Here is a 20,861-nt window from a genome sequence, read left to right on the forward strand (position 1 = left end):
CGGCCGGCCGCAGCGATGCGCGCCGGCCGCTTTGTGTCAGGCGGCCATCTCGACCATGTCGCCCGCCGCCGCGGTCCGCAGCCGGCGCTCGAGCGTCTTGAGCCGGGCCGAGGCGGTGATGCGGTCACCGGTCAGGTCGGTCACGTAGAAGGTGTCGACCGCGCGCTCGCCATAAGTGGCGACATGCGCCGAGTGCAGCGTCACCTTCGACTGGAACAGCGCCTGGGCGAGCTGGTTGAGCAGGGCCGGCCGGTCGCGCGCATTGACCTCGATCACCGTGAAGCGGTTGGAGGCGTGATTGTCGATCAGGACGTTGGGTTCGATGTCGAAGGCATCGGCGCGGGTGCGCGGCGCGGGCTTGGCGACCAGCCGGTCGGTCAGCTTGCCGCGATTGGCGAGCGCATCCTCGATCGCCATCTTGAGCCGCCGGAGCTGCGCGCTGTCGTCGAACGGCCGGCCGAACGGGTCCTGGACGAGGAAATTGTCGATCGCCATGCCGTCGCGCGTCGTGTGGATGCGCGCGTCGATGATATTGCCGCCGGCGACGTGGATCGCGCCGGCGATGCGGTAGAACAGGCCGGGATGGTCGGCGGCATAGATGGTCACCAGCGTCGCGCCGCGCGTCGCATAGACCTGCGCGTCGATCGAGAGCTGCGCGGCGCCCGCGGCGTCGATGAAGCGTGCGTTATGCGCGAGCACGTCGTCGGGTTCGGCGATCCAATAGGCTTCGGGGAAACGGCGGACGAAGGCGTCGAACCGCGCCGGCTCCCAGCCGAGCGTCGCCTGCAGCGTCTCCTGCCGCGTCGCGATGCGTTCGGCGCGGCCGCGCTGCTTGTGACCGAGGCGCAGCACCTCCTCCGCGCCCTCGTAGAGGTCGGCGAGCAACTGGCGCTTCCAGCCGTTCCAGGTGCCCGGGCCGACCGCGCGGATATCGACGATGGTGAGGACCAGCAGCAGCCGCAGCCGCTCCGGGCTCTGCACGACCGCGCAAAAGTCGAGGATCGTCTTGAAGTCGGACAGGTCGCGCTTGAACGCGGTCGCCGACATCAGCAGGTGCCAGCGGACCAGCCACGCCACCGTCTCCGTTTCGGCGGCGGTGAGGCCGAAGCGCGGGCAGAGCTTCTCCGCCACCTCCGCGCCGAGGATCGAATGATCGCCGTCGCGGCCCTTGGCGATATCGTGGAGCAGCACCGCGACATAGAGCACGCGCCGCGAGACGATATGGCGGATGATCGCCGAGGCGAGGGGGTGTTCGACCTTGCACTCGCCCTTGTCGATCCGCGCGAGCAGACCGATCGCGCGGATGGTGTGCTCGTCGACGGTGTAATGGTGGTACATGTCGAACTGCATCTGCGCGACGACGCGGCCGAAATCGGGCACGAAGCGGCCGAACACGCCCGCCTCGTTCATCCAGCGCAGCACCAGCTCGGGATCGCGCGGCGAGGTCAGCACGTCGAGGAACAGGCTGTTGGCGCGCCGGTCGCGACGATGGCGGGCGATCAGCTTGGCGTCGCGCGCCGCGGCGCGCATCGCCAGCGGGTGGATCTCGACGCCGTGGAGGTCGGCGAGCTGGAAGATCTCGATCAGCCGGACCGGGTCCTCGCTGAAGAAATCGTCGCGGGGCAACGCCAGCCGGCCGCGATCGAGCACGAAGCCGTGCAGCCGGTCGGGCCGCCGCCGGATCGTCGGCAGGCCGAACCGCCGCCCGCGCGCCGCGAACCGCTCGTCGAGATGCGCAAGGAAGACGCCGGTGAGGTTGCCGACCGTCTTCGCCTGGAGGAAGTAATATTGCATGAACCGCTCGACCGCCGATTTGCCGGGGCGGTCGGAGAAGCGCATCCGCGTCGCGATCTCGCGCTGGACGTCGAAGGTCAGCCGGTCCTCGGCGCGGCGGGTGACGCTGTGCAGATGGCAGCGTACCGCCTGGAGGAAATTGTCGGCGCGGTGGAAGAGCCGATATTCCTCCTTGGTCAGCAAGCCGACCTCGACCAGATCGGCGCCGCGCTGCACGTCGTGGATATATTTGCCGATCCAGAACAGGGTGTGGAGGTCGCGCAGGCCGCCCTTGCCCTCCTTGACGTTGGGTTCGACGACATAGCGGGTGTCGCCCATCTTGCGGTGGCGGGCATCGCGCTCGGCGAGCTTGTCGGCGATGAACTCGCGCTCGGTGCCATGCTGCACCTCGGTCTTGAAGCGGCGCGCCGCCTCGTCATACAATGTCACGTCGCCGGTGACGTAGCGCGCCTCGAGCAAGGCGGTCCGGATCGTCACGTCGCCCTTGGCCTGCCGCACCATCTCGTCGAGCGAGCGGCTCGAATGGCCGATCTTGAGCGCAAGGTCCCACAAGGCATAGAGCATCGATTCGATGACCTGCTCCGCCCAGGGCGTCTGCTTGCCAGGGGTGAGGAAGCCGATGTCGACATCCGAATAGGGCGCCATCTCCGCCCGCCCATAGCCGCCGACCGCGATCAGCGTCAGCCGCTCGCCCGCGGTCGGATTGTGGATCGGGTGCAGCCGCTGCGTCGCGAGGTCGAACAACAGGCGCAGCAGCTGGTCGGTAAGATAGGCCTGCGCGTTCGACGCCTCGAGCCCGCGCGACGGGTGCACCGCCAGCCGCCGCTGGATCTCGGCGCGTCCCTCGGCGAGCGCCTCCTTGAGGATCGCGGTCGCCTGCAGGCGCAGCGCGATGCCGTCGGCCGCGATCGCCGCGATCCGCTCTTCCAGCGCCCGGCGGTTGACGATGGCGCGACGGTTGGGGAGGTGGTCGAAACGGAAGTGCATGACGGTCGGCTATAGCGGCGTGCAGGTTAAGGGGACATGCCGTTTCGCGCCCCGGCTATCCCTCGCGCGCCAGCGCCTTCAGCCGGTAGAGCGTGTCGAGCGCCTCGCGCGGGGTGAGGGCGTCGATGTCGAGCGCTTCCACCTCGGCGCGGATCGCGTCGCACGTCGCCTCCTCGACCTGCGCGGCGGCGGCGAACAGCGGCAGGTCGTCGAGTCCCGCGGCGAGGCCGCCGGTCTTGGCGCGCCCCGCCTCGAGCTTGGCCAGCACCGCCTTTGCCCGCGCCACCGTTGCTGGCGGCATGCCCGCCAGCCGCGCGACGGCGAGGCCGTAGCTGCGGTCCGCCGGCCCGGTGGCGAGTTCGTGCAGCAGCACCAGCTCGCCCTTCCACTCGCGCGCGCGGACGTGATGCAGCGTCAGCGCGTCGCAGCGTTCGGCCAGCCGCGTCAGTTCGTGATAATGGGTGGCGAACAGGCAGCGGCAGCGATTGTCCTCGTGGATCGCCTCGACCACCGCCCAGGCGATCGCGAGGCCGTCGTAGGTGCTGGTGCCGCGGCCGACCTCATCGAGGATGACGAAGCTGTTGGGCGTCGCCTGCGCGAGGATCGCGGCGGTCTCGACCATCTCGACCATGAAGGTCGATCGGCCGCGGGCGAGATTGTCCGAGGCGCCGACGCGGCTGAACAGCCGATCGACCAGCCCGAGCGTCGCCCGCGTCGCGGGGACGTAGCTGCCCGCCTGCGCAAGCACCGCGATCAGCGCATTCTGGCGCAGAAAGGTCGACTTGCCGCCCATGTTCGGCCCGGTGACCAGCCACAGTCGCGAATCCGACGTGAGCGTACAGTCGTTGGCGACGAACCGGTCGCCCGACCTGGCCACCGCCGCCTCGACCACCGGATGCCGGCCGCCGACGATATCGAAACAGGCGTGTTCGGCAAGCGCCGGCCGCGCCCACTGCCCCTCGGCGGCGCGCTCGGCGAGCGCCGCGGCGACGTCGATCCGCGCCAGCGCATCGGCGGTGGCGGCGATCGCCTCGCGGCTGGCGAGCGCGGTGCCGATCAATTCCTCGAGATGCGCGGCCTCGGCGGCGAGGGCATGCGCGCCGGCCTGCGAGACGCGCGCGGCGACCTCGTGCAGCGCCGGCGTGTTGAAGCGGACGACGCCCGCCAGCGTCTGGCGGTGGGTGAAGCCGCTGTCCGGCTGCATCAGCGGATCGGCGGCGCGCGCTGGCACCTCGACATGATAGCCGAGCACGTTGTTGTGGCGGACCTTGAGCGTAGCGATCCCGGTCGCGCTTTTCATCTCCGCCTCGAGCGCGGCGATCGCGCGCCGGCCGCCGGCGCCGGTGTCGCGCAATTCGTCGAGCGCATCGTCATAGCCCGCGGCGATATAGCCGCCGTCGCCCGCCTCGATCGGCGGCGCGGGCACCAGCGCCCGGCGCAGCAGGTCGACGAGCGCGCCATGGCCGCGCAGCCGTGGCGCGATCCGGTCGAGCAGCGCGAGCGGCGTATCGATCGCGGCGAGCCGCTCGCCGAGATGCCAGGCGCCGTCGAGCCCGTCGCGGAGCTGGCCGAGATCGCGCGGGCTGCCCCGCCGCGCCGCCAGCCGCCCGAGCGCCCGGCCGATATCGGGAAGCGCGCGCAACGCCGCGCGCACCGCCTCGCGCTGGGCCGGCGCATCGTGGAAATATTGGACGAGGTCGAGCCGCGCATCGATCGCCGTCCTGTCCATGAGCGGCGCGCCGAGGTCGCTCGCCAGCAGCCGTGCGCCGGCGCCGGTCACCGTACGGTCGATACAGTCGAGCAGGCTGCCCTTGCGCTGGCCGCCGGTGGTGCAGGTGAGTTCGAGGCTGTCGCGCGTCGCCGCGTCGATCGCCATCGTCTCCGCGGCGGCGGTAAGGCGCGGCGGCCGCAGGAAGGGAAGCGCGCCCTTGGCGGTGTGGTCGAGATAGGCGATCAGTCCGCCCGCCGCGGCGAGGCCGGCGCGGCTGAACTGACCGAACCCGTCGAGCGTCGCGACCCCGAACAGCGCCTTGAGTCGCGCCTCGCCCTCGCCGCTGTCGAACGTATGGCGCGGGCGCAGCGTCGTCGCGCCGGGCTGCTCGCCGGCGTCGGACGCGATCACCTCCGCCGCGCCGAGCCGCGCAAGCTCTGCCCCGAGCGCGTCGGCGGAACAGTCGATCACCTCGAACCGGCCGGTCGAGACGTCGGCGGCGGCAAGCGCCACCGCGCCGGCCGCCTCGCCGATCGCGACGCACCAATTGTCGCTGCGGGCGTCAAGCAGCGCCTCCTCGGTCAGCGTGCCGGCGGTGACGACGCGGACGATACCGCGCGCGACCAAGGCCTTGTAGCCGCCGCGCGCCTTGGCCTCGGCCGGCGTCTCGGTCTGTTCGGCGATCGCGACGCGGTGGCCCGCCTTGATCAGCCGTTGCAGATAGGCGGTGGCGGCATGGACCGGCACGCCGCACATCGGGATCTTCTCGCCGTCATGCTCGCCGCGCGCGGTGAGGGCGATATCGAGCACGCTGCTCGCGATGCGCGCATCGTCGAAGAACAATTCGAAGAAATCGCCCATGCGATAGAAGAGCAGGCAATCCTCCGCCTCGGCCTTGAGGCCGAGATATTGCGCCATCATCGGGGTAGGGGTGGTCATCAGGGTAAGGTCAATCCAGAAGACGGGCGCCGTGGCGGACGGAGAGGATGAACACGGTCTCGTCCGCGACCGAATAGCGGAGAATGTAGGGAGGAACAGACGTCATCTCGCGAATGCCGTCCTTGGGCCGGCCGCGCCGCGGAAAGATGGCGAGGCTGTTGCCTAGATCGAGCAATCTGGCTGCCACGTCCTACGCCGCGACGGGGTCAAATCGATGGATGTAGCGGGCTATTTCCCGGATATCGTCGACGGCTCCGGGACGCCAGACGACATTCGCCATCGCCTCTATTCATTCTGTTCGGCAAGCCAAAGGGGGAAGTCCTTGAACCCCGGCTGCCCCCAGGTCCGCAGCCACTCACTGACGATGACATGATCGACACCATAGCCGGACTCATAGCCCGCCTTCGCCCGGGCGACGTCATCCCGCGTCGCTGGCCGCGGATAGCGGGGGGGTATTTGAGCATCGGGCGTCATGCCGGCAGCATAACCCCTGACGCTGCGGGTTGAAAGCCCGGCCCGAACCCGTCAAGAGCCGTAGCGTCAGCCCGTCAGCGAGGTCCCATGTCCGACGAAGCGTCCGTCCAATACTCCGAGCGCGAGGCGCTGCTGTTCCATTCGGAGGGGCGTCCCGGCAAGATCGAGATCATCGCATCCAAGCCGATGGCGACGCAACGCGACCTCGCGCTCGCTTATTCGCCCGGCGTCGCGGTGCCGGTGCAGGCGATCGCCGACGATCCCGCCGCGGCCTATGATTACACCGCCAAGGGCAATCTCGTCGCGGTGATCTCGAACGGCACCGCGATCCTCGGCATGGGCAATCTCGGCGCGCTCGCCTCCAAACCGGTGATGGAGGGCAAGGCGGTGCTGTTCAAACGCTTCGCCGACGTCGACTCGATCGACATCGAGTTGAAGACCGAGGACGTCAACCGCTTCATCGACGCGGTCGAGCTGATGGAGCCGACCTTCGGCGGCATCAACCTCGAGGATATCAAGGCACCCGAATGTTTCATCATCGAGCAGACGCTGCGCGAGCGGATGAACATCCCGGTCTTCCATGACGACCAGCACGGCACCGCGATCATCGCCTCGGCGGGGCTGATCAATGCGTGCCTGCTCACCGGGCGCAAGCTCCAGGACGTCAAGCTCGTCGTCAACGGCGCCGGTGCGGCGGCGATCGCCTGCACCGAGCTGATGAAGGCGATGGGCGTGCGCCACGACAATGTCATCATGTGCGACAAGACCGGGGTGATCTATCAGGGTCGCGACGGCGTCAATCAATGGCAGTCGGCGCATGCCGCTAACACCGACAAGCGCACGCTGACCGAGGCGCTGGAGGGGGCGGACGTGTTCCTCGGCCTGTCGGCTGCGGGCGCGCTCAAGCCGGAGATGGTCGCGCATATGGCGCCGTCGCCGATCATCTTCGCGATGGCCAATCCCGAGCCGGAAATCCGCCCCGAGATCGCCAAGGCGGCGCGCCCCGACGCGATCGTCGCCACCGGCCGCTCGGACTATCCCAATCAGGTCAACAACGTCATCTGCTTCCCCTTCATCTTCCGCGGCGCGCTCGACGTGCGCGCGACGGGCATCAACGATGCGATGAAGATCGCCGCCGCCAATGCGATCGCCGAACTCGCCCGCCGCCGCGTGCCGGAGGAGGTGGCGGTCGCTTATGGCGTGCAGCACAGCTTCGGCCCCGAATATATCATCCCGTCGCCGTTCGACCCCCGGCTGATGGAGCTGGTGCCGTCGGCGGTCGCCAAGGCGGCGATGGATTCGGGCGTGGCGCTCAAGCCGATCCTCGACATGGAGGCCTATCGCCAGACGCTGCGCGCGCGGCTCAACCCGACCACCTCGGTGCTCAGCCTCGCCTATGAGGGCGCACGGGCGCGGCCGAAGCGCGTGCTGTTCGCCGAGGGCGAGGAAGAGGTGGTGCTGCGCGCCGCCATCTCGTTCAAGGAAGGCGGCTATGGCACGCCGGTGCTGGTCGGCCGCGATGACGTCTATGACCGGTTGAAGGCGCTCGGCGTCGCCAATCCGCAGGAATATGAGGTCCACAACAGCCGCCATTCGCCGCTCGTCCCGAAGATGGTCGACTTCGTCTACGGCCGCCTCCAGCGCCGCGGCTATCTGCGCCGCGATGTCGAGCGGATGATCAACCAGGATCGCAACGTCTTCGGCGCGGCGCTGCTCCAGCTCGGCGAGGCCGACGTGATGATCACCGGCATCACCCGCACCTGGGCGGAATCGATGCGCCAGGTGAAGCGCGTGATCGATCCCGAGGCGGGGCGCACGCCCTTCGGCATCCACGTGCTGGTCGGCCAGAGCCACACCGTGTTCATCGCCGACACCACCGTCAACGAACGGCCGACCGGCGAGCAGCTCGCCGATTTCGCCGAACAGACCGCGCAGGTCGCGCGCCGCATGGGCCACGAACCGCGCGTCGCGATGCTGAGCTATTCGACCTTCGGCAACCCCAAGGGTGCCTGGGTCGACAATATCCGCGAGGCGGTGGCGGTGCTCGACGGGCGCAACGTCGGCTTCGAATATGAAGGCGAGATGCCGCCCGACGTCGCGCTCAACCCGCGCCAGCTCGCCAATTATCCGTTCGCGCGCCTGTCCGGCCCGGCCAACATCCTGATCATGCCGGGCCTGCAATCGGCGCATATCTCCGCCAAGCTGCTCCGCGAGCTGGGTGGCGACAGCGTCATCGGGCCGATGCTGGTCGGCATGGAAAAGCCGGTGCAGATCGCGCCGATGACCTCGACCGCGAGCGAATTGGTGACGCTGGCGGTGCTCGCCGCAGGCGGCATCGCGCGCTGATCGGGGGCGGCGGGCGCGTCCCGTCGAGGGCTTCACACGCGGGCGGCGCGTGTGGAAGCTCCGCCCTCCGACAGGCTCAGCGCTTACGGCTGGGTAAGCGTTCGTATGATATTTGTGTGTGCTGAGCCTGTCGAAGCACGGGCTTCCACAGGCGGGCGGCGTGTATGGAGCCCCGCCCTTCGACAAGCTCCGGGCTAACGGCGGGGGAGCGTTCGCTTGATAACCGCTCGTGCGGAGCCTGTCGAAGCACAGGCTTGCACATGCGAACGGCTGCCGTCACCCCGCGTCGATGCTCGTTCCGAGCGCGGCATGGACCAGGCCACCGTCGACGGCGATCGTCTCGCCGACGACATAGTCGCCCGCGCGGCTGGCGAGATAGATCGCCGTCCCCGCCATATCCTCGTCGACGCCGATCCGGCCTGCGGGAATGCCGCGGGCGATCGCATCGCCATGGTCGCGCGCCGCCTTGTTCATATCGCTCGGGAAGGCGCCGGGCGCGATCGAGGTGACGTGGATGCCGTCGCGCACCAGCCGCGCCGCGATCCGCTTGGTGAGGAAGATCAGCGCCGCCTTGGAGGCGTGATAGCTGTACGTCTCCCACGGATTGAGCCGCAGGCCGTCGATCGAGGTGATGTTGATCACCTTGGCGGGACGGGCGCGCGATCCCGCCGCCTTGAGCAGGCCGTGCAGCGCCTGGGTCAGGAAGAAGGGCGATTTGACGTTGAGGTCCATCACCTTGTCCCAGCCCGCCTCGGGGAAATCCTCGAACGGCACGCCCCAGGCCGCGCCGGCATTGTTGACGAGGATGTCGAGCCGTTCCTCGCGCTCCGCCAGTTGCGCGGCGAGCGCCTGGCAGCCGGCGACGGTGCTGACGTCCTGCGGCAGCGCGATGCAGTTCGGCCCCAGCTCCGCCGCCGCCGCCTCGCACGCGTCCGCCTTGCGCGACGAGATATAGACGGTCGCCCCCTGCGCGACGAAGCCCGCGGCGATCATCTTGCCGATGCCGCGGCTGCCGCCGGTGACGAGGGCGATCCGGCCGTCGAGCCGGAACAGCGTGCTGATGTCCATGTGTCTCTCTCCTGATACGGGTCCGGCTTGGCCGTGACCGTCGCGATTGCCGTCTGCGCCACCCCCGATGTCATCCTCGCGCAGGTGGCGATGACGGGGAAGGGGATGGAGCGAACCTCATCCGCCGCGCTTGATCGTCTCGCGTGCGATGATCACCTGCTGGATCTGGCTGGTGCCTTCGTAGATGCGGAACAGCCGGACGTCGCGATACAGCCGCTCGATGCCGTAATCGGCGATATAGCCGGCGCCGCCATAGATCTGCACCGCCTTGTCGGCGACGCGGCCGACCATCTCGCTGGCGAAATATTTCGCCGCCGCCGATTCGAGCACGACATCGTCGCCGCGATCCTTCGCCGCGGCGGTCTCCAGCACCAGAGCGCGCGCTGCCAGCGCCTCGGTCTTCATGTCCGCGATCATCCCCTGGATGAGCTGGTGCTGCGCGATCGGCTGGCCGAACTGGCTGCGGCCGGTGGCATAGCCGACGCTGTCGGCGATCAGCCGCTCGGCGACGCCGACGCAGACCGCGCCGATGTGCAGCCGGCCGCGATCGAGCACGCGCATCGCGATCTTGAAGCCTTCGCCCTCCGCCCCGAGCCGGTTGGCGGCGGGGACTGGCACGTCGTCGAAATGGACGTCGGCGACCTTGGCGCCCTTCTGCCCCATCTTCTTCTCGGGCTCGCCGACCGAGACGCCCGGCAGGTCGCGCGGCACGAGGAAGGCGGAAACGCCGCGCGCGCCCGCCTCGCCGGTGCGCGCCATCACCGTGAACAGGTCGGCGCGATCGGCATTGGTGATATAGCGTTTGGTGCCGGTCAGCCGGTAGACATCGCCGTCGCGCACCGCGCGCGTCTTGACGCTGCCCGAATCGCTGCCGACGTCGGGCTCGGTCAGCGCGAAGCTGGTGATCACCGCGCCGCTCGCGATCCGCGGCAGCCAGTGCGCCTTCTGTTCGGGCGTGCCGGCCATCACCAGCCCCTGGCTGCCGATGCCGACATTGGTGCCGAAGGCGGATCGGAAGGCCGGCGTCGTCCGCCCCATCTCGATCGCGACACGGCATTCCTCGACCATGTCGAGCCCGAGCCCGCCATGATCCTCGGCGATCGACAGGCCGAACAATCCCATCTCGCGCATCTCGGCGACGACCGCGTCGGGGATCGCGTCCGCCGCCTCGACCTCCGCCTCGAGCGGGCGGAGCCGTTCGGCGACGAACCGCCGCACGGTGTCGATCAGCGCATCGAAGGTTTCAGGGTCGAGAGCCATGTCGCTTCCACTGCCATTTAATTGGCAGAGAGGTAATGCGATGCGCCCGCGCCTGCAAACCCGAACTTCGAAAAACAGGCGGATGCTCTTGGGTGGGGCCATACTGGAATGGCTGCGGAAAAAGCCTTCCGCCATCCCGGACGTGTTGGGGCGTCGACCGGCCGCGGCAATAGGGCCCGTACCTGCCGCCATTCGTCCCGCCGCACGGTCCGGTTTCCGCGCGGGGCTGCGATGACGGGGCGGTAGAGGCGATCGGTCGAGCCCGATGGCGAGGGGCGGCGCGCGGACGATCATCGCATCGTCATGGGAATGACAGGAAACCCACCCGATTCCACATTCTTGCGCCGTTCATCGGCCAGAAAGAGACAAGGCTCCGGACGCATCCCGTCGTCTCGTCGGCGCCGCAACACCGTTCGTCTCTTATGGTTCCTCCGACCATTGGAGAAAAGGAATCGGGCGGCTAGCGACATCCTCGACGAACGGGTTTTGACCGGGGGGTCAGCAAGTGACTGTAAAGACGTTGGCGGCGCGTTTTGCGCTGGTGTTTTCCTGTGCCTTGATGACGACGACGCCGGCATTCGCGCAATTCTGGCAGTGCGCGCCTTATGCTCGCGAGATCTCGGGCATCGATCTGCACGGCAACGCCAACACCTGGTGGGGCCAAGCCGCCGGCCGCTACGAGCGTGGCCATGCGCCGAAGGTCGGCGCGGTGCTCGCCTTCCAGGCGACGCGGCGGATGCGCGTCGGCCATGTCGCGATGGTCTCGCAGGTGGTCAGCGATCGGGAAGTGCTGCTCACCCACGCCAATTGGTCGCGCCCCGGCGGCATCGAGCGCAACGTCCGCGCGATCGACGTCTCCGCCGCCGGCGACTGGAGCGAAGTCAAGGTCTGGTACGGCCCCAACGGCGATCTCGGCACGTCGAGCTACCCCACCAGCGGCTTCATCTACTCGGGCCACGCCCCCGCCGCGACCGCGACCGACGCGGATACCGACACCACCATCATCGCCACCGCCGCCACCGTGCCGGTGGTCCCCGTCGCCGGCGAATAAGTCGGGAGCCTCGCGGGCGGCAGCCCGACAAACCGACCGCCAAGACTTTCTTGTTGGTCATCCCGGCGCAGGCCGGGATCCATGGGCACGGGCGGCACGCCATGGCGCGGGACCGTCCCATTCATCCGCCGCCGACGCCAAACCGAAGCGCGCGCGCCCCCCAATCCACTTCTCCGCGCCTCCGCGTGAACCCTCTTCACCTTCGCGGCATCGCGCCTTCGCGTGAATCCCTCGATCGGTGCGCCTAGCGCGAATCTTTGATTTACGCGGAGGCGCGGAGGCGCGGAGGGGGTGCGATGAAGGGCAGCGATACGCCACGAACGGGCGTGAGTTAGCGAGCGGGCCGCACTCCGCGCCGAGACTGCAGCGCCGGACGAAACGGCGCCCTCCGGAAGCTCCCGGTTACGCCGAGCGGAAGGTCATCGCGACGCCGTTCATGCAATAGCGCTTGCCCGTCGGCTTCGGCCCGTCGTCGAAGACGTGGCCGAGATGGCCGCCGCACTGGCGGCAATGCACCTCGACGCGCTGCATCATCAGCGATGAATCAGTGCGTGTCGCCACCGCCTGCGGCAGCGGCGCGTAGAAGCTCGGCCAGCCCGTGCCGCTGTCGAACTTCGTGCGCGAGGCGAACAGCGGCAAAGCACAGCCCTTGCACAGGAAGGTGCCGGCGCGATGCTCGTCGTTGAGCGGGCTGGTGAACGGTCGTTCGGTGCTCTCGTGACGCAGCACCGCCCAGGCCTGATCGCCGAGCTTCTTGCGCCACGCCGCATCGCTCATCTGCACCGGGAAACGCTCGGCGGCGGCGGCGGGCGCGCTGCGGCAGCCCCAGAGAGCGACGCCGGCGACGCCTGCGGCAGCCAGCGACAATAACGAACGGCGGGAAGGATCGTGAGCCATGTCCGCTATGTAAGGCGCCGCCGCCGTCGCCGCATCCCCCGCGCCGCGTCGGTACGCTGGCGTACCCGTCACAGGTTGAAGGCGAACTGGCGGATCACGCCGATATGGTCGGACAGCCGGTCGCCGTCGGGCAGCGTGCCGAAGCTGCGCGTCGCGCCCGCCGTGGTCAGCGTGCCGTGATAGGCGACCAGGGTCTTGGCATGCGCCAGCGTCGGCGTCGGCGCGATCGCGCGGCAGGTCGCGCCGCACGCCGTCTCCGACGCGGCGATCGTCATGCCGTCGCCGCCGAGCGCCGCGCCGAGATAGGCCTGCCGCTGCGGATCGTTGCCGACGTTGAAGTCGCCGGCGAGCATCACCGACGCGCCGCCCGCGCCGACGCCGGCGATGAAGCTGCGCAGCGCATCGGCCTGCCGCTGATAGGCATAGAAGCTGCGCGCGTCCTTGACCCCGGAGGCGGCACGCGAGTTGAGGTGGGTGTCGACGACGACCAGCGGCGCGCTCTGCCCCGGCACGCGCAACGCGACCGCGAGCATCCCCTTGTTGGCGAGGCAGTCGAAACCGGCACAGGCATAAGCCGGGAAGGCGACGCGCTTGACCCACAGGATCGGATAATCGGAAAAGACGGCGAGGCCGCTATCCTCGCGCGCGCCTTCGGTCTCGCCATGCCACAGGCTCGCGTCGGCGACGAAGGCGCGCTGGTCGGCGGTCGTCGGCGCAGCGCGATCGTCTGTGGCGCTCGGCCCGTAAGCGACGTAGCGATAGCCGGCGGCGCTGCCGATCGCCTTTTGCGCCGCGCCGAACGCCTCCTGCATCGCGACCACCTGCGGCCCGTCGCCGCGGTCGTGCATCGCGCGCAATTCGGCGGCGATCGTCGCAGCGGCGGCGGTGCGGCCATGCGTCAGCGGCCAGGGCAGGCCTTCGACATTATAGGAGAGCACCGTCACCGGGCCGGCCGTGGGCACGGCGTGGACGACCGACGGCTCCACCGCCATCACCGATTTCGGCTCGGCAAGACCGGTGACGAACAGCACCGACGCCAACAGCAGCACACCCGGCATCCGCATGATACGAACCCCCCATCACGTTGGAACCGTCATTAGGCTCAGGCGTGTGACGCGGTGACGTACGAGCGATGACATAGGTGTCATCTGACATGGGAATCGTGCCGTCGCGGCAGGTTGGCGGCGCTCAGCCGGAGCGGGCGCGCTTCCAGAACGGCCGCGCGCTGCCCGATTGCAGCACGCCGCGGCGGAACAGCCGCGCGCCGAGCGTGATGAAGATCGTCACCCACAGCAACTGCCACGCGATCGCCGCGACATGCGGCCACAGCGACGGCGAGGTCGCCGCCTGGCCCGCCATCGCGAACGGCGACGACAGCGGGAAGAGCTGCGCGACCGTCGCGATCCAGCTGTCCGGCCGCGCGGTGCCGGCGAGCGCCAGCGCGAGCATCCCCATCTGCACGATCGAGATCGGCAGCGCGAGCATCTGGATCTCGCGCGGGGTCGACGCCTGCGCGCCGACGACGAGGAAGGCGGAACCGAGCAGCAGATAGGCCATGGTGAAATAGAGCACGAACAGTGCGACGAACGCCGGCATGCCGACCGCCGCCTGGATCGCCAGCGCCGAGGCCACGTCGGGCGGCAGCAGCGCGCCGAGCCGCGCGATGATCGTCCCCCAGAAGCCGACGAACAGGAGGGCGACGCCGAACATGCCGAGCAGCTTGCCGAGGAAGACGCTCTCCAGCGGCACCGCGGCGGCGAGCACCTCGATCACCTTGTTGTTGCGCTCCTCCGCCATCGTGCCGACCACCTGGCTGGCGAGGAACAGGTTGAGCAGGAAGACGCCGAACACCGCGAACGACGCGGACTGGCGGCGATTGGCCGCCGAGCTGCGCGGCCGTTCGCTCGCCGTCTTGACCGCGGCGATTGTCGGCGTCGTGCCGCCGCGTTCCGCCGCGACCGTCTCCGCGGCGAGCAGCGCGAGGTAATCGGCGGCGCGGCCGCCGCGCGCGCCATAGGAGATCTGCGGCCGGTCGAGCGGGCCGTAGAGGACGGCGCTCGCCTCGAACTGATCGCTGGCGAAGGCGGCGCGGGCCTGGGCGGCGGGATCGCGGCCGGGCCGTTCGGTGACCAGCACCGGCGGCGCCTCGTCGTCGCGGCGGAAGGCGGTGCGCAGCCGCTTGTCCGCCGCCGCCATCGCGCCCGCGGCCGGATCGCCGACGATCGCGATGATCCGCGTCTTGTCGGCACGGCTGTCGGCGACGCTCGCCGCGCCCATCCCGCCGATCGCCGAGAAGGAGCCGAGCAGCACGGGCGCGAACAGGAACAGCAGGAAGACGGGGGTGAACACCGTCGCGACGAAATCGCGCCGCGCGATCGTCAGCGCCTGACGCAGGGTGCGCATCGCGCTCATGCCATCTCTCCTTCGGCTGCGGCGCGGCCGACGATGCGGACGAAGGCATCGTGCAGGCCCGGCCGCTCGATCGACAGGCCGGCGATGCCATGACCGCGCTCGATCAGCGTCACCAGCAGGCGCTCGATCCCTTCGGGCGGCAGTTCGAAGCGCCAGCCGTCGCCATCGGGCACCGCGTCGCGCGGCAGCACGGCAGCAATGGCGGGATCGGGGCGGGTCGGCAGATAGCGGACGCGGCTCGGCAGCGTGCCGCGCGCCTCGTCCACCGTCCCCTCGAAGCGGCGCTTGCCGCCGGCGATGATCGCCAGCCGGTCGCAGACGCGCTCGGCATGCGCCATGATATGCGTCGAGAACAGCACCGTCGCGCCGCGATCGCGCTCGGCGAGGATCAGCGCCTCGAGCTTTTCCTGATTGACCGGGTCGAGCCCCGAGAAGGGCTCGTCGAGCACGAGCAGGTCGGGGCGGTGCACGACCGAGCCGAGCAACTGCACCAGCTGCGCCATGCCCTTGGACAGTTTCTTGATCTTCTCGTCGATGGCATGGCCGAGGCCCGCCGCCTCCATCATCTCGGCGGCGCGGGTGCGGCCGGTGCGGCGGTCGAGGCCGCGCAGCGCGCCCATGAAGGCGATCGCGTCGCGCGCCTTCATCGACGGATAGAGGCCGCGTTCCTCGGGCAGATAGCCGATTCGGTCGCTCGCCTCGCGCGGCGCCTCGTGGCCGAGCACGACGCGCCGGCCGCCATCGGGTTCGACGATGCCGAGCAAGGTGCGCAGCGTCGTCGTCTTGCCCGCGCCATTGGGGCCGAGCACGCCGTAGATCGCGCCGCGCGGCACCGCGAGATCGATCCCGTCGACCACCCGCCGGTCACCGAAGCGTTTCACCAGCTGTTCGGCGAGCACCGCCCAATCGTCCGCCAAACCCCGTCCCCCGTTCGCCGCGTCACGAGGCGTGTATCGCGGCGCTGCCTGTGGTAGCGGGCGAACGTGCCGCAAGACAAGCCGCAAGCCGATATCGCCAGCAGGATCAAGGCCAAGGCGGCGGAGCTGGGCTTCGTTGCCTGCGGCATCGCGCGCGCCGACGCCGCGCCGCACACCGCCGCGCGGCTGCGCCAGTGGCTCGACGAGGGGCGGCACGGCGACATGATCTGGATGGAGGAGCGCGCGCATCACCGCGGCTCGCCTGCCGGACTATGGCCGGCGGTGCGCAGCATCGTCGCGCTCGGCATGAGCTACGCGCCCGCCGCCGATCCGCTGCGGCTGGCCGGGGAGGGGGAGCGCGCGCGCATCTCCGTCTATGCGCAGGGCGGCGACTATCACGATGTCGTCAAGAAGGCGCTGAAGGCGCTCGGCCGCTGGCTGGCGCAGGAGGCGGGCTGCGACCTCAAGGTGTTCGTCGACACTGCCCCGGTGATGGAAAAGCCGCTCGCCGAGGCGGCGGGGCTCGGCTGGCAGGGCAAGCACACCAATCTGGTCAGCCGCGCGCATGGCAGCTGGCTGTTCCTCGGCGCGATCTACACGACGCTCGACCTCGCGCCCGATGCCGCGGGCCGCGACAGTTGCGGCTCGTGCGACGCCTGCCAGCGCGCCTGTCCGACCGATGCCTTCCCGGCACCCTATCGGCTCGATGCGCGGCGCTGCATCTCCTATCTGACGATCGAACATGCCGGGCCGATCCCGGACCAGTTCCGTGCCGCGATCGGCAATCGCATCTATGGCTGCGACGATTGCCTTGCGGTCTGCCCGTGGAACAAGTTCGCGGCGGCAGCGGCGGCGAACCTCGCCTTCCAGCCGCGCGCCGAGCTGACCGCGCCCGCGCTCGCCGACCTGCTCGATCTCGACGATGCCGGCTTCCGGCAGGTCTTCGCCGGATCGCCGATCAAGCGGATCGGCCGCAACCGCATGGTGCGCAACGCCGCGATCGCCGCGGGCAACAGCGGCGCGGCAGAGCTGCTCCCGGCGCTCGCCCGGCTGCGCGACGACGCCGACCCGGTCGTCGCGGAGGCCGCCGCCTGGGCGATGGCGCGGCTAGCCGGCTAGCCGGCTGACCGCAGGACGCGGCGCGCCGGCCGCGCCCGCCGCTGCCGCGCCTGCCAGCGCGTCCGCCAGAAGCCGTAGACGGCAAGGCTGCCGAGCATCGCCAGCGCCAGTCCGGATGTGGTCATCGCCAGTTTCCAGACGATCCCGCCGACCTTGGCGGCATGGATTGGATAGAGCTTCTCGCGCCACCAGCCGCTGCCGGCCGCCTGCGCCGGATCGACCACCCCCGCCACCGCCAGCGTCGCGGGATCGAAATAGAGGAAGGTGCGCCCGTTCGGCGTCCATTCGAACGGCTGCCGCAACCGCAGCGCGATCGGCTTGCCGGGCTTGCGCGGCCATTGCAGCCGCCGCGGCTCGGCTTCCGGGAAGCGGGCCGCTGCCTCGGCGAAGACCAGGGCATAGGCCGGCCGCGCGCCCGCCGGCGCCGGCGGCACGTCGGGCAATGCCGGCTTGGCGTCGCGCCCGACCAGCAGGTCGCCGACCGCGGGCAGCGCCATCATCGCGCCGGTGAGCAGCGACACCGCGAGCAGCGGCGCGGTCAGCACGCCGAGATCGCGATGCTGGTGGACGATCGCCCCCGCGGTCATCTTCGCCGGCCACAGCCGCGGCCGGAAGCGCGGGCGCATCCGCCACCACAGGATGACGCCGCTGATGACGAAGCCCAGGCCGATCAGCGCGGCGATGCCGTTGATCGTCTCGCCCGTCTCGCCGAGCAGCAGCCGGTGGTGCAGGTCGAACAGCCACAATTCGGGGCGCTGCCACAGCGACGACCAGCGCGCGACGGTCTCACCGCTCTGGCTGAGATAGGCGCCGCCGCCATCGGCAAAGGCGATCTGGTGAACGCCGATCGCGTCGCTCGCGAAGCTGATCCGGTCGATCGCACGGTCGCCCTGTGCCAGCGTGTCGACGATCCGCGCCAGCGCCGCCGGATCGTGGTGCGGCGCATCACCGGCATGCGGCACGAAGGTCAGTCGATCACGCCAGACCAGCAGCGCCCCGCTGAGGCCGAGCAGGGCGAGCAGCAGCCCGGCGATCCCGCCGATCCAGCGATGCAGCAGCGACAGCAGCCGCATTGTGATGTCCCCCGATGGTGAAACGCGGGACTTAAACGGCGTGGGATAGTATCGCAAGTGGTTCGCAATAGCGATGAAGGTTTCACCGTGATGTGAGGTTCTTGCCGGGTAGGCCCGTCAGGCGTGACGTGCCCGACAGTCATCGGTCGCCGTCGCGGCCGCTCCTAAACGGGGCCAACATGGGTCCCGGAACGAATCGAAACGTCTGCGGACGTCACGAGCCCACCACTTTCCCCACCCCGGCGAAGGCAAAGGCCGGGGTGGTGGGTGATTTGGGGCAGGCGTCTCGAACCCATTAACGATGCCAATAGGCTCCCGCCCGCTCGGGCTCGTCACGGTGTTGCGGGAACGGTCATCGCTCAGGCAAGCGACATCACCTCGCTCCCCCGCGCCCCACCAGCGAACCGCCTGCTACTTCCCGCCGTCGCGCCGGGTCAGCGCCGCGACGCAGCTCGCGCGATCGATGCTGCTGCCGTCGGGTTCGCGCGCGTCGAGATAGGTGACGCGCGGCGGCTGCGATCCGTCGGGGTAGAGATAGGCGTCGAGCACGCAGATCGGCCCGGCGAACTGCAGCTTGCGCGCGGGGCCCTCGCGGATGTCGGCGTCGGGCTTGCCGAACAGCGTGACCAGCCCCGCCTCGTTCTGGCCGATCACCCGCTCCAGCCCGGCGCTGGTATAGGGGATGACCGGTTTGCTGGCGGTCGGCGGCGCGACCCCCGGTGCGGCGCACGCTCCCGCCAGCAGGGCCAATCCCAATACCGCAACCGTCTTCACGCCTTCATCCCCTTCGACGCATGGAACAGGTGCGTCGCCATCGCGGCGCCGAGGATCGGCGCGACGAGGTTGACCAGCGGAACCACGAACAGCCCGGTGCCGACAAGCCCGAGGAGGAAGCGCTGCCCCCGCGTCGCCGTGCGCCAGCCCCGCATCGTCGCATCGTCCATATGCCGGCTCGCCACCATCTCGCCGAGGTCGCGGCCGAGCAGCACCGCATTGACCAGGAAGAAGCCGATCGCCGGTCCGATCCCGGTGAACAGCAGCGCGATATAGACGGGCAGCATCAGCAGGTTGACCGCCACCGCCCGCGCCGCCGAGCCGAGCGCCAGCCGCACAGAGCGCGCCGGGCCGACCGTCCGCGCCGCGGCGTGGGCGGCGGGATAGTGGCGCGCCTCGACCGCCGCGACCACCTCGTCGCCGAACAGCCCGAGCACCGCGACCGCGATCACCCGGAACAGCAGCCATGCGCCGAGCACCATCAGCACCACCGCCGCCGCGCCGGCAAGGCCATCGCCATAGCCGCTGCCGAGCCCGCCGACGAGCAACGCCCGCAATCCGACATACAGGCCGGCGCCCAACGCCGCGAAGACCGCGAGCGTCACCAGCAGCGACTTGACCAGCACGCGCAGCACCGCGCCATCGGTCAATTGGGCGACGGACAGGGCGAGCGCGCGCAGCATCGTCCCGGCGTGACGCGCACCGGCGCCCGCGTCAACCGCCGCCACGTTGCGCGCCCGCCGTGCGCCCTCTAGGGACGGCGTTTCGCTTTCGGAGCCTTATCCTTGTCCCAGCCCAAATATGACGTGGTCGCGATCGGCAATGCGATCGTCGATATCCTTTCGCAGGCGGACGACGCCTTCATCGAATCGATCGGCGTCGCCAAGGGATCGATGCAGCTGATGTTCTCGCCCGAGGATGCCGACGCGCTCTATGCCAAAATGGGTCCGGGACGCGAGGTGTCGGGCGGTTCGGCGGCGAACACCGTCGCCGGCATCGCCGCGCTCGGCGGCCGCACCGCCTTCATCGGCCAGGTCGCCGACGATCAGCTCGGCGAGGTGTTCGCGCACGACATCCGCGCCGCCGGCGTCGATTTCGCCACGCCGGTCCGTCCCGGCCAGCCGACCACCGCGCGCTGCCTGATCTTCGTTACGCCCGACGGCCAGCGGACGATGAACACCTATCTCGGCGCGTCGCAATATCTGCCCGAGCAGGCGCTCGATCTGGCGATGATCGAGGATGCGGCGATCCTCTACCTCGAAGGCTATCTGTGGGATCCCGAGGAGCCGCGCGCGGCGATGCGCGCGGCGATCGAGGCGGCGCGCAAGGCCGGCCGCAAGGTCGCCTTCACGCTGTCTGACGTCTTCTGCATCGGCCGCCACGGCGGCGATTTCCGGCAACTGATCGCCGATGGCCTCATCGACATCCTGTTCGCCAACGAGGGCGAGCTGACCGCGCTCGCCGAGGTCGAGGATTTCGATGCGGCGGTCGCCAAGCTCGCCGCGCAGGTGCCGACCCTGGTCGTCACCCGCGGCGCGGCAGGGGCGAGCGCGATCCAGCACGGCCAGCGCGCCGACGTCGCCGCCGAGCCGATCGCGCGCGTCGTCGACACGACGGGGGCCGGCGACCTGTTCGCGGCGGGCTTCCTCCACGGTCAGGCGCAGGGCAAGGGGCTGGAAGCGTCGCTCAAGCTCGGCGCGATCTGCGCGGCGGAGATCATCAGCCACTTCGGCGCCCGCCCCAACGTCGACATGAAGGCGCTCGCCGCGAGCAAGCTCGGCTGATCCTTGCCCTCTGCGCCGCCGCGTGAGCTTTTGCGCGCGGAGGCGCAGGGGACGCAGAGACAGCGCTTCGGCGATAGAATGTAGCTGCCGGACGCTACCCCGCGTCCGCCGCGCGGCTGCGCAAATATCACGCGAAGACGCGAAGGCGCGAAGATGGCGCGTCCGTCTCGACGCAGCGATTCCCTCGAACGGTAACGGGGCAGGGGCTTGGCCCCGCTCACACCCTCTTTGCGTCTTCGCGTCTTCGCGCGATCA

General features: G+C 69.7%; 17 protein-coding genes. 4 read left to right on the plus strand and 13 right to left on the minus strand.

Annotated features, from left to right (window positions below; translation table 11 throughout):
- Positions 1 to 36 precede the first annotated feature (36 nt).
- From PBN85_RS04590 to PBN85_RS04605, 4 genes are all read right to left on the minus strand, one after another.
- Positions 37 to 2,781, minus strand: coding sequence for a [protein-PII] uridylyltransferase (locus PBN85_RS04590; protein ID WP_037534494.1), 2,745 nt, complete (start codon positions 2,779 to 2,781; stop codon positions 37 to 39).
- A 55-nt stretch (positions 2,782 to 2,836) separates the two neighbouring features.
- On the minus strand, positions 2,837 to 5,413 hold the full coding sequence (mutS, locus tag PBN85_RS04595; protein WP_271300839.1) for a DNA mismatch repair protein MutS: 2,577 nt from the start codon (positions 5,411 to 5,413) through the stop codon (positions 2,837 to 2,839).
- Between the two features lie 28 nt (positions 5,414 to 5,441).
- On the minus strand, positions 5,442 to 5,618 hold the full coding sequence (locus tag PBN85_RS04600) for a type II toxin-antitoxin system RelE/ParE family toxin (protein WP_235199735.1): 177 nt from the start codon (positions 5,616 to 5,618) through the stop codon (positions 5,442 to 5,444).
- A gap of 98 nt (positions 5,619 to 5,716) precedes the next feature.
- Positions 5,717 to 5,905 (minus strand): hypothetical protein, encoded by a 189-nt coding sequence (locus PBN85_RS04605; RefSeq protein WP_152542274.1) that lies wholly within the window; start codon positions 5,903 to 5,905, stop codon positions 5,717 to 5,719.
- 87 nt (positions 5,906 to 5,992) lie between these two features.
- Here PBN85_RS04605 and PBN85_RS04610 point away from each other — a divergent pair, with 87 nt between their 5' ends.
- A complete protein-coding gene (locus PBN85_RS04610) occupies positions 5,993 to 8,251 on the plus strand; it encodes an NADP-dependent malic enzyme (RefSeq protein WP_037534492.1) in 2,259 nt (752 codons plus the stop codon).
- A 276-nt stretch (positions 8,252 to 8,527) separates the two neighbouring features.
- On the opposite strand, the gene PBN85_RS04615 is transcribed toward PBN85_RS04610, so the two are convergent.
- Together PBN85_RS04615 and PBN85_RS04620 are read right to left on the minus strand one after the other, a co-directional pair.
- Positions 8,528 to 9,319: an SDR family oxidoreductase gene (locus tag PBN85_RS04615; protein ID WP_037534491.1), complete on the minus strand. Its 792-nt coding sequence runs from the start codon at positions 9,317 to 9,319 to the stop codon at positions 8,528 to 8,530.
- A gap of 117 nt (positions 9,320 to 9,436) precedes the next feature.
- Positions 9,437 to 10,579, minus strand: coding sequence for an acyl-CoA dehydrogenase family protein (locus PBN85_RS04620; RefSeq protein WP_037534490.1), 1,143 nt, complete (start codon positions 10,577 to 10,579; stop codon positions 9,437 to 9,439).
- Between the two features lie 559 nt (positions 10,580 to 11,138).
- Here PBN85_RS04620 and PBN85_RS04625 point away from each other — a divergent pair.
- Entirely contained in the window at positions 11,139 to 11,630 is a 492-nt protein-coding gene (locus tag PBN85_RS04625) for a CHAP domain-containing protein (RefSeq protein ID WP_051583447.1), read from the plus strand.
- 402 nt (positions 11,631 to 12,032) lie between these two features.
- Here PBN85_RS04625 and msrB read toward each other — a convergent pair whose 3' ends face one another.
- The 4 genes from msrB to PBN85_RS04645 form a co-directional block, all read right to left on the minus strand.
- Positions 12,033 to 12,527, minus strand: a complete 495-nt coding sequence (gene msrB, locus PBN85_RS04630; protein WP_271300284.1) for a peptide-methionine (R)-S-oxide reductase MsrB — start codon at positions 12,525 to 12,527, stop codon at positions 12,033 to 12,035.
- A gap of 68 nt (positions 12,528 to 12,595) precedes the next feature.
- The gene (locus PBN85_RS04635) at positions 12,596 to 13,591 is read right to left on the minus strand and encodes an endonuclease/exonuclease/phosphatase family protein (RefSeq protein ID WP_271300285.1); all 996 of its coding nucleotides are present in this window, start codon (positions 13,589 to 13,591) and stop codon (positions 12,596 to 12,598) included.
- Between the two features lie 124 nt (positions 13,592 to 13,715).
- Positions 13,716 to 14,939, minus strand: a complete 1,224-nt coding sequence (locus PBN85_RS04640; protein WP_271300286.1) for an ABC transporter permease — start codon at positions 14,937 to 14,939, stop codon at positions 13,716 to 13,718.
- On the minus strand, positions 14,936 to 15,856 hold the full coding sequence (locus PBN85_RS04645; RefSeq protein WP_271300287.1) for an ABC transporter ATP-binding protein: 921 nt from the start codon (positions 15,854 to 15,856) through the stop codon (positions 14,936 to 14,938). Before PBN85_RS04645 ends, PBN85_RS04640 begins: the two co-directional genes overlap by 4 nt.
- 66 nt (positions 15,857 to 15,922) lie before the next feature.
- Between PBN85_RS04645 and queG the strand changes: the two genes are divergently transcribed.
- Complete coding sequence (queG, locus tag PBN85_RS04650; RefSeq protein ID WP_271300288.1) at positions 15,923 to 16,975, plus strand: tRNA epoxyqueuosine(34) reductase QueG; 1,053 nt, start codon at positions 15,923 to 15,925, stop codon at positions 16,973 to 16,975.
- Here queG and PBN85_RS04655 read toward each other — a convergent pair.
- The 3 genes from PBN85_RS04655 to PBN85_RS04665 all read right to left on the minus strand — a co-directional run bounded on the left by PBN85_RS04655 (position 16,972) and on the right by PBN85_RS04665 (position 19,505).
- Complete coding sequence (locus PBN85_RS04655) at positions 16,972 to 18,048, minus strand: PepSY-associated TM helix domain-containing protein (RefSeq protein ID WP_271300289.1); 1,077 nt, start codon at positions 18,046 to 18,048, stop codon at positions 16,972 to 16,974. The two genes, queG and PBN85_RS04655, sit on opposite strands and share 4 nt — an antisense overlap.
- 411 nt (positions 18,049 to 18,459) lie before the next feature.
- The gene (locus PBN85_RS04660; protein ID WP_271300290.1) at positions 18,460 to 18,822 is read right to left on the minus strand and encodes a hypothetical protein; all 363 of its coding nucleotides are present in this window, start codon (positions 18,820 to 18,822) and stop codon (positions 18,460 to 18,462) included.
- Positions 18,819 to 19,505, minus strand: coding sequence for an EI24 domain-containing protein (locus tag PBN85_RS04665; RefSeq protein ID WP_037534479.1), 687 nt, complete (start codon positions 19,503 to 19,505; stop codon positions 18,819 to 18,821). The genes PBN85_RS04660 and PBN85_RS04665 overlap by 4 nt, the downstream gene beginning before the upstream one ends.
- 102 nt (positions 19,506 to 19,607) lie before the next feature.
- Here PBN85_RS04665 and PBN85_RS04670 point away from each other — a divergent pair, with 102 nt between their 5' ends.
- Positions 19,608 to 20,606 carry an adenosine kinase gene (locus PBN85_RS04670; RefSeq protein WP_037534476.1) on the plus strand — a complete coding sequence of 333 codons (999 nt, stop codon included), beginning with the start codon at positions 19,608 to 19,610 and terminating at the stop codon, positions 20,604 to 20,606.
- Positions 20,607 to 20,861 lie beyond the last annotated feature (255 nt).

Origin of the sequence: Sphingomonas sp. CV7422, assembly GCF_027945725.1 — a bacterium.
Classification (GTDB): Bacteria; Pseudomonadota; Alphaproteobacteria; order Sphingomonadales; family Sphingomonadaceae; genus Sphingomonas; species Sphingomonas kyungheensis.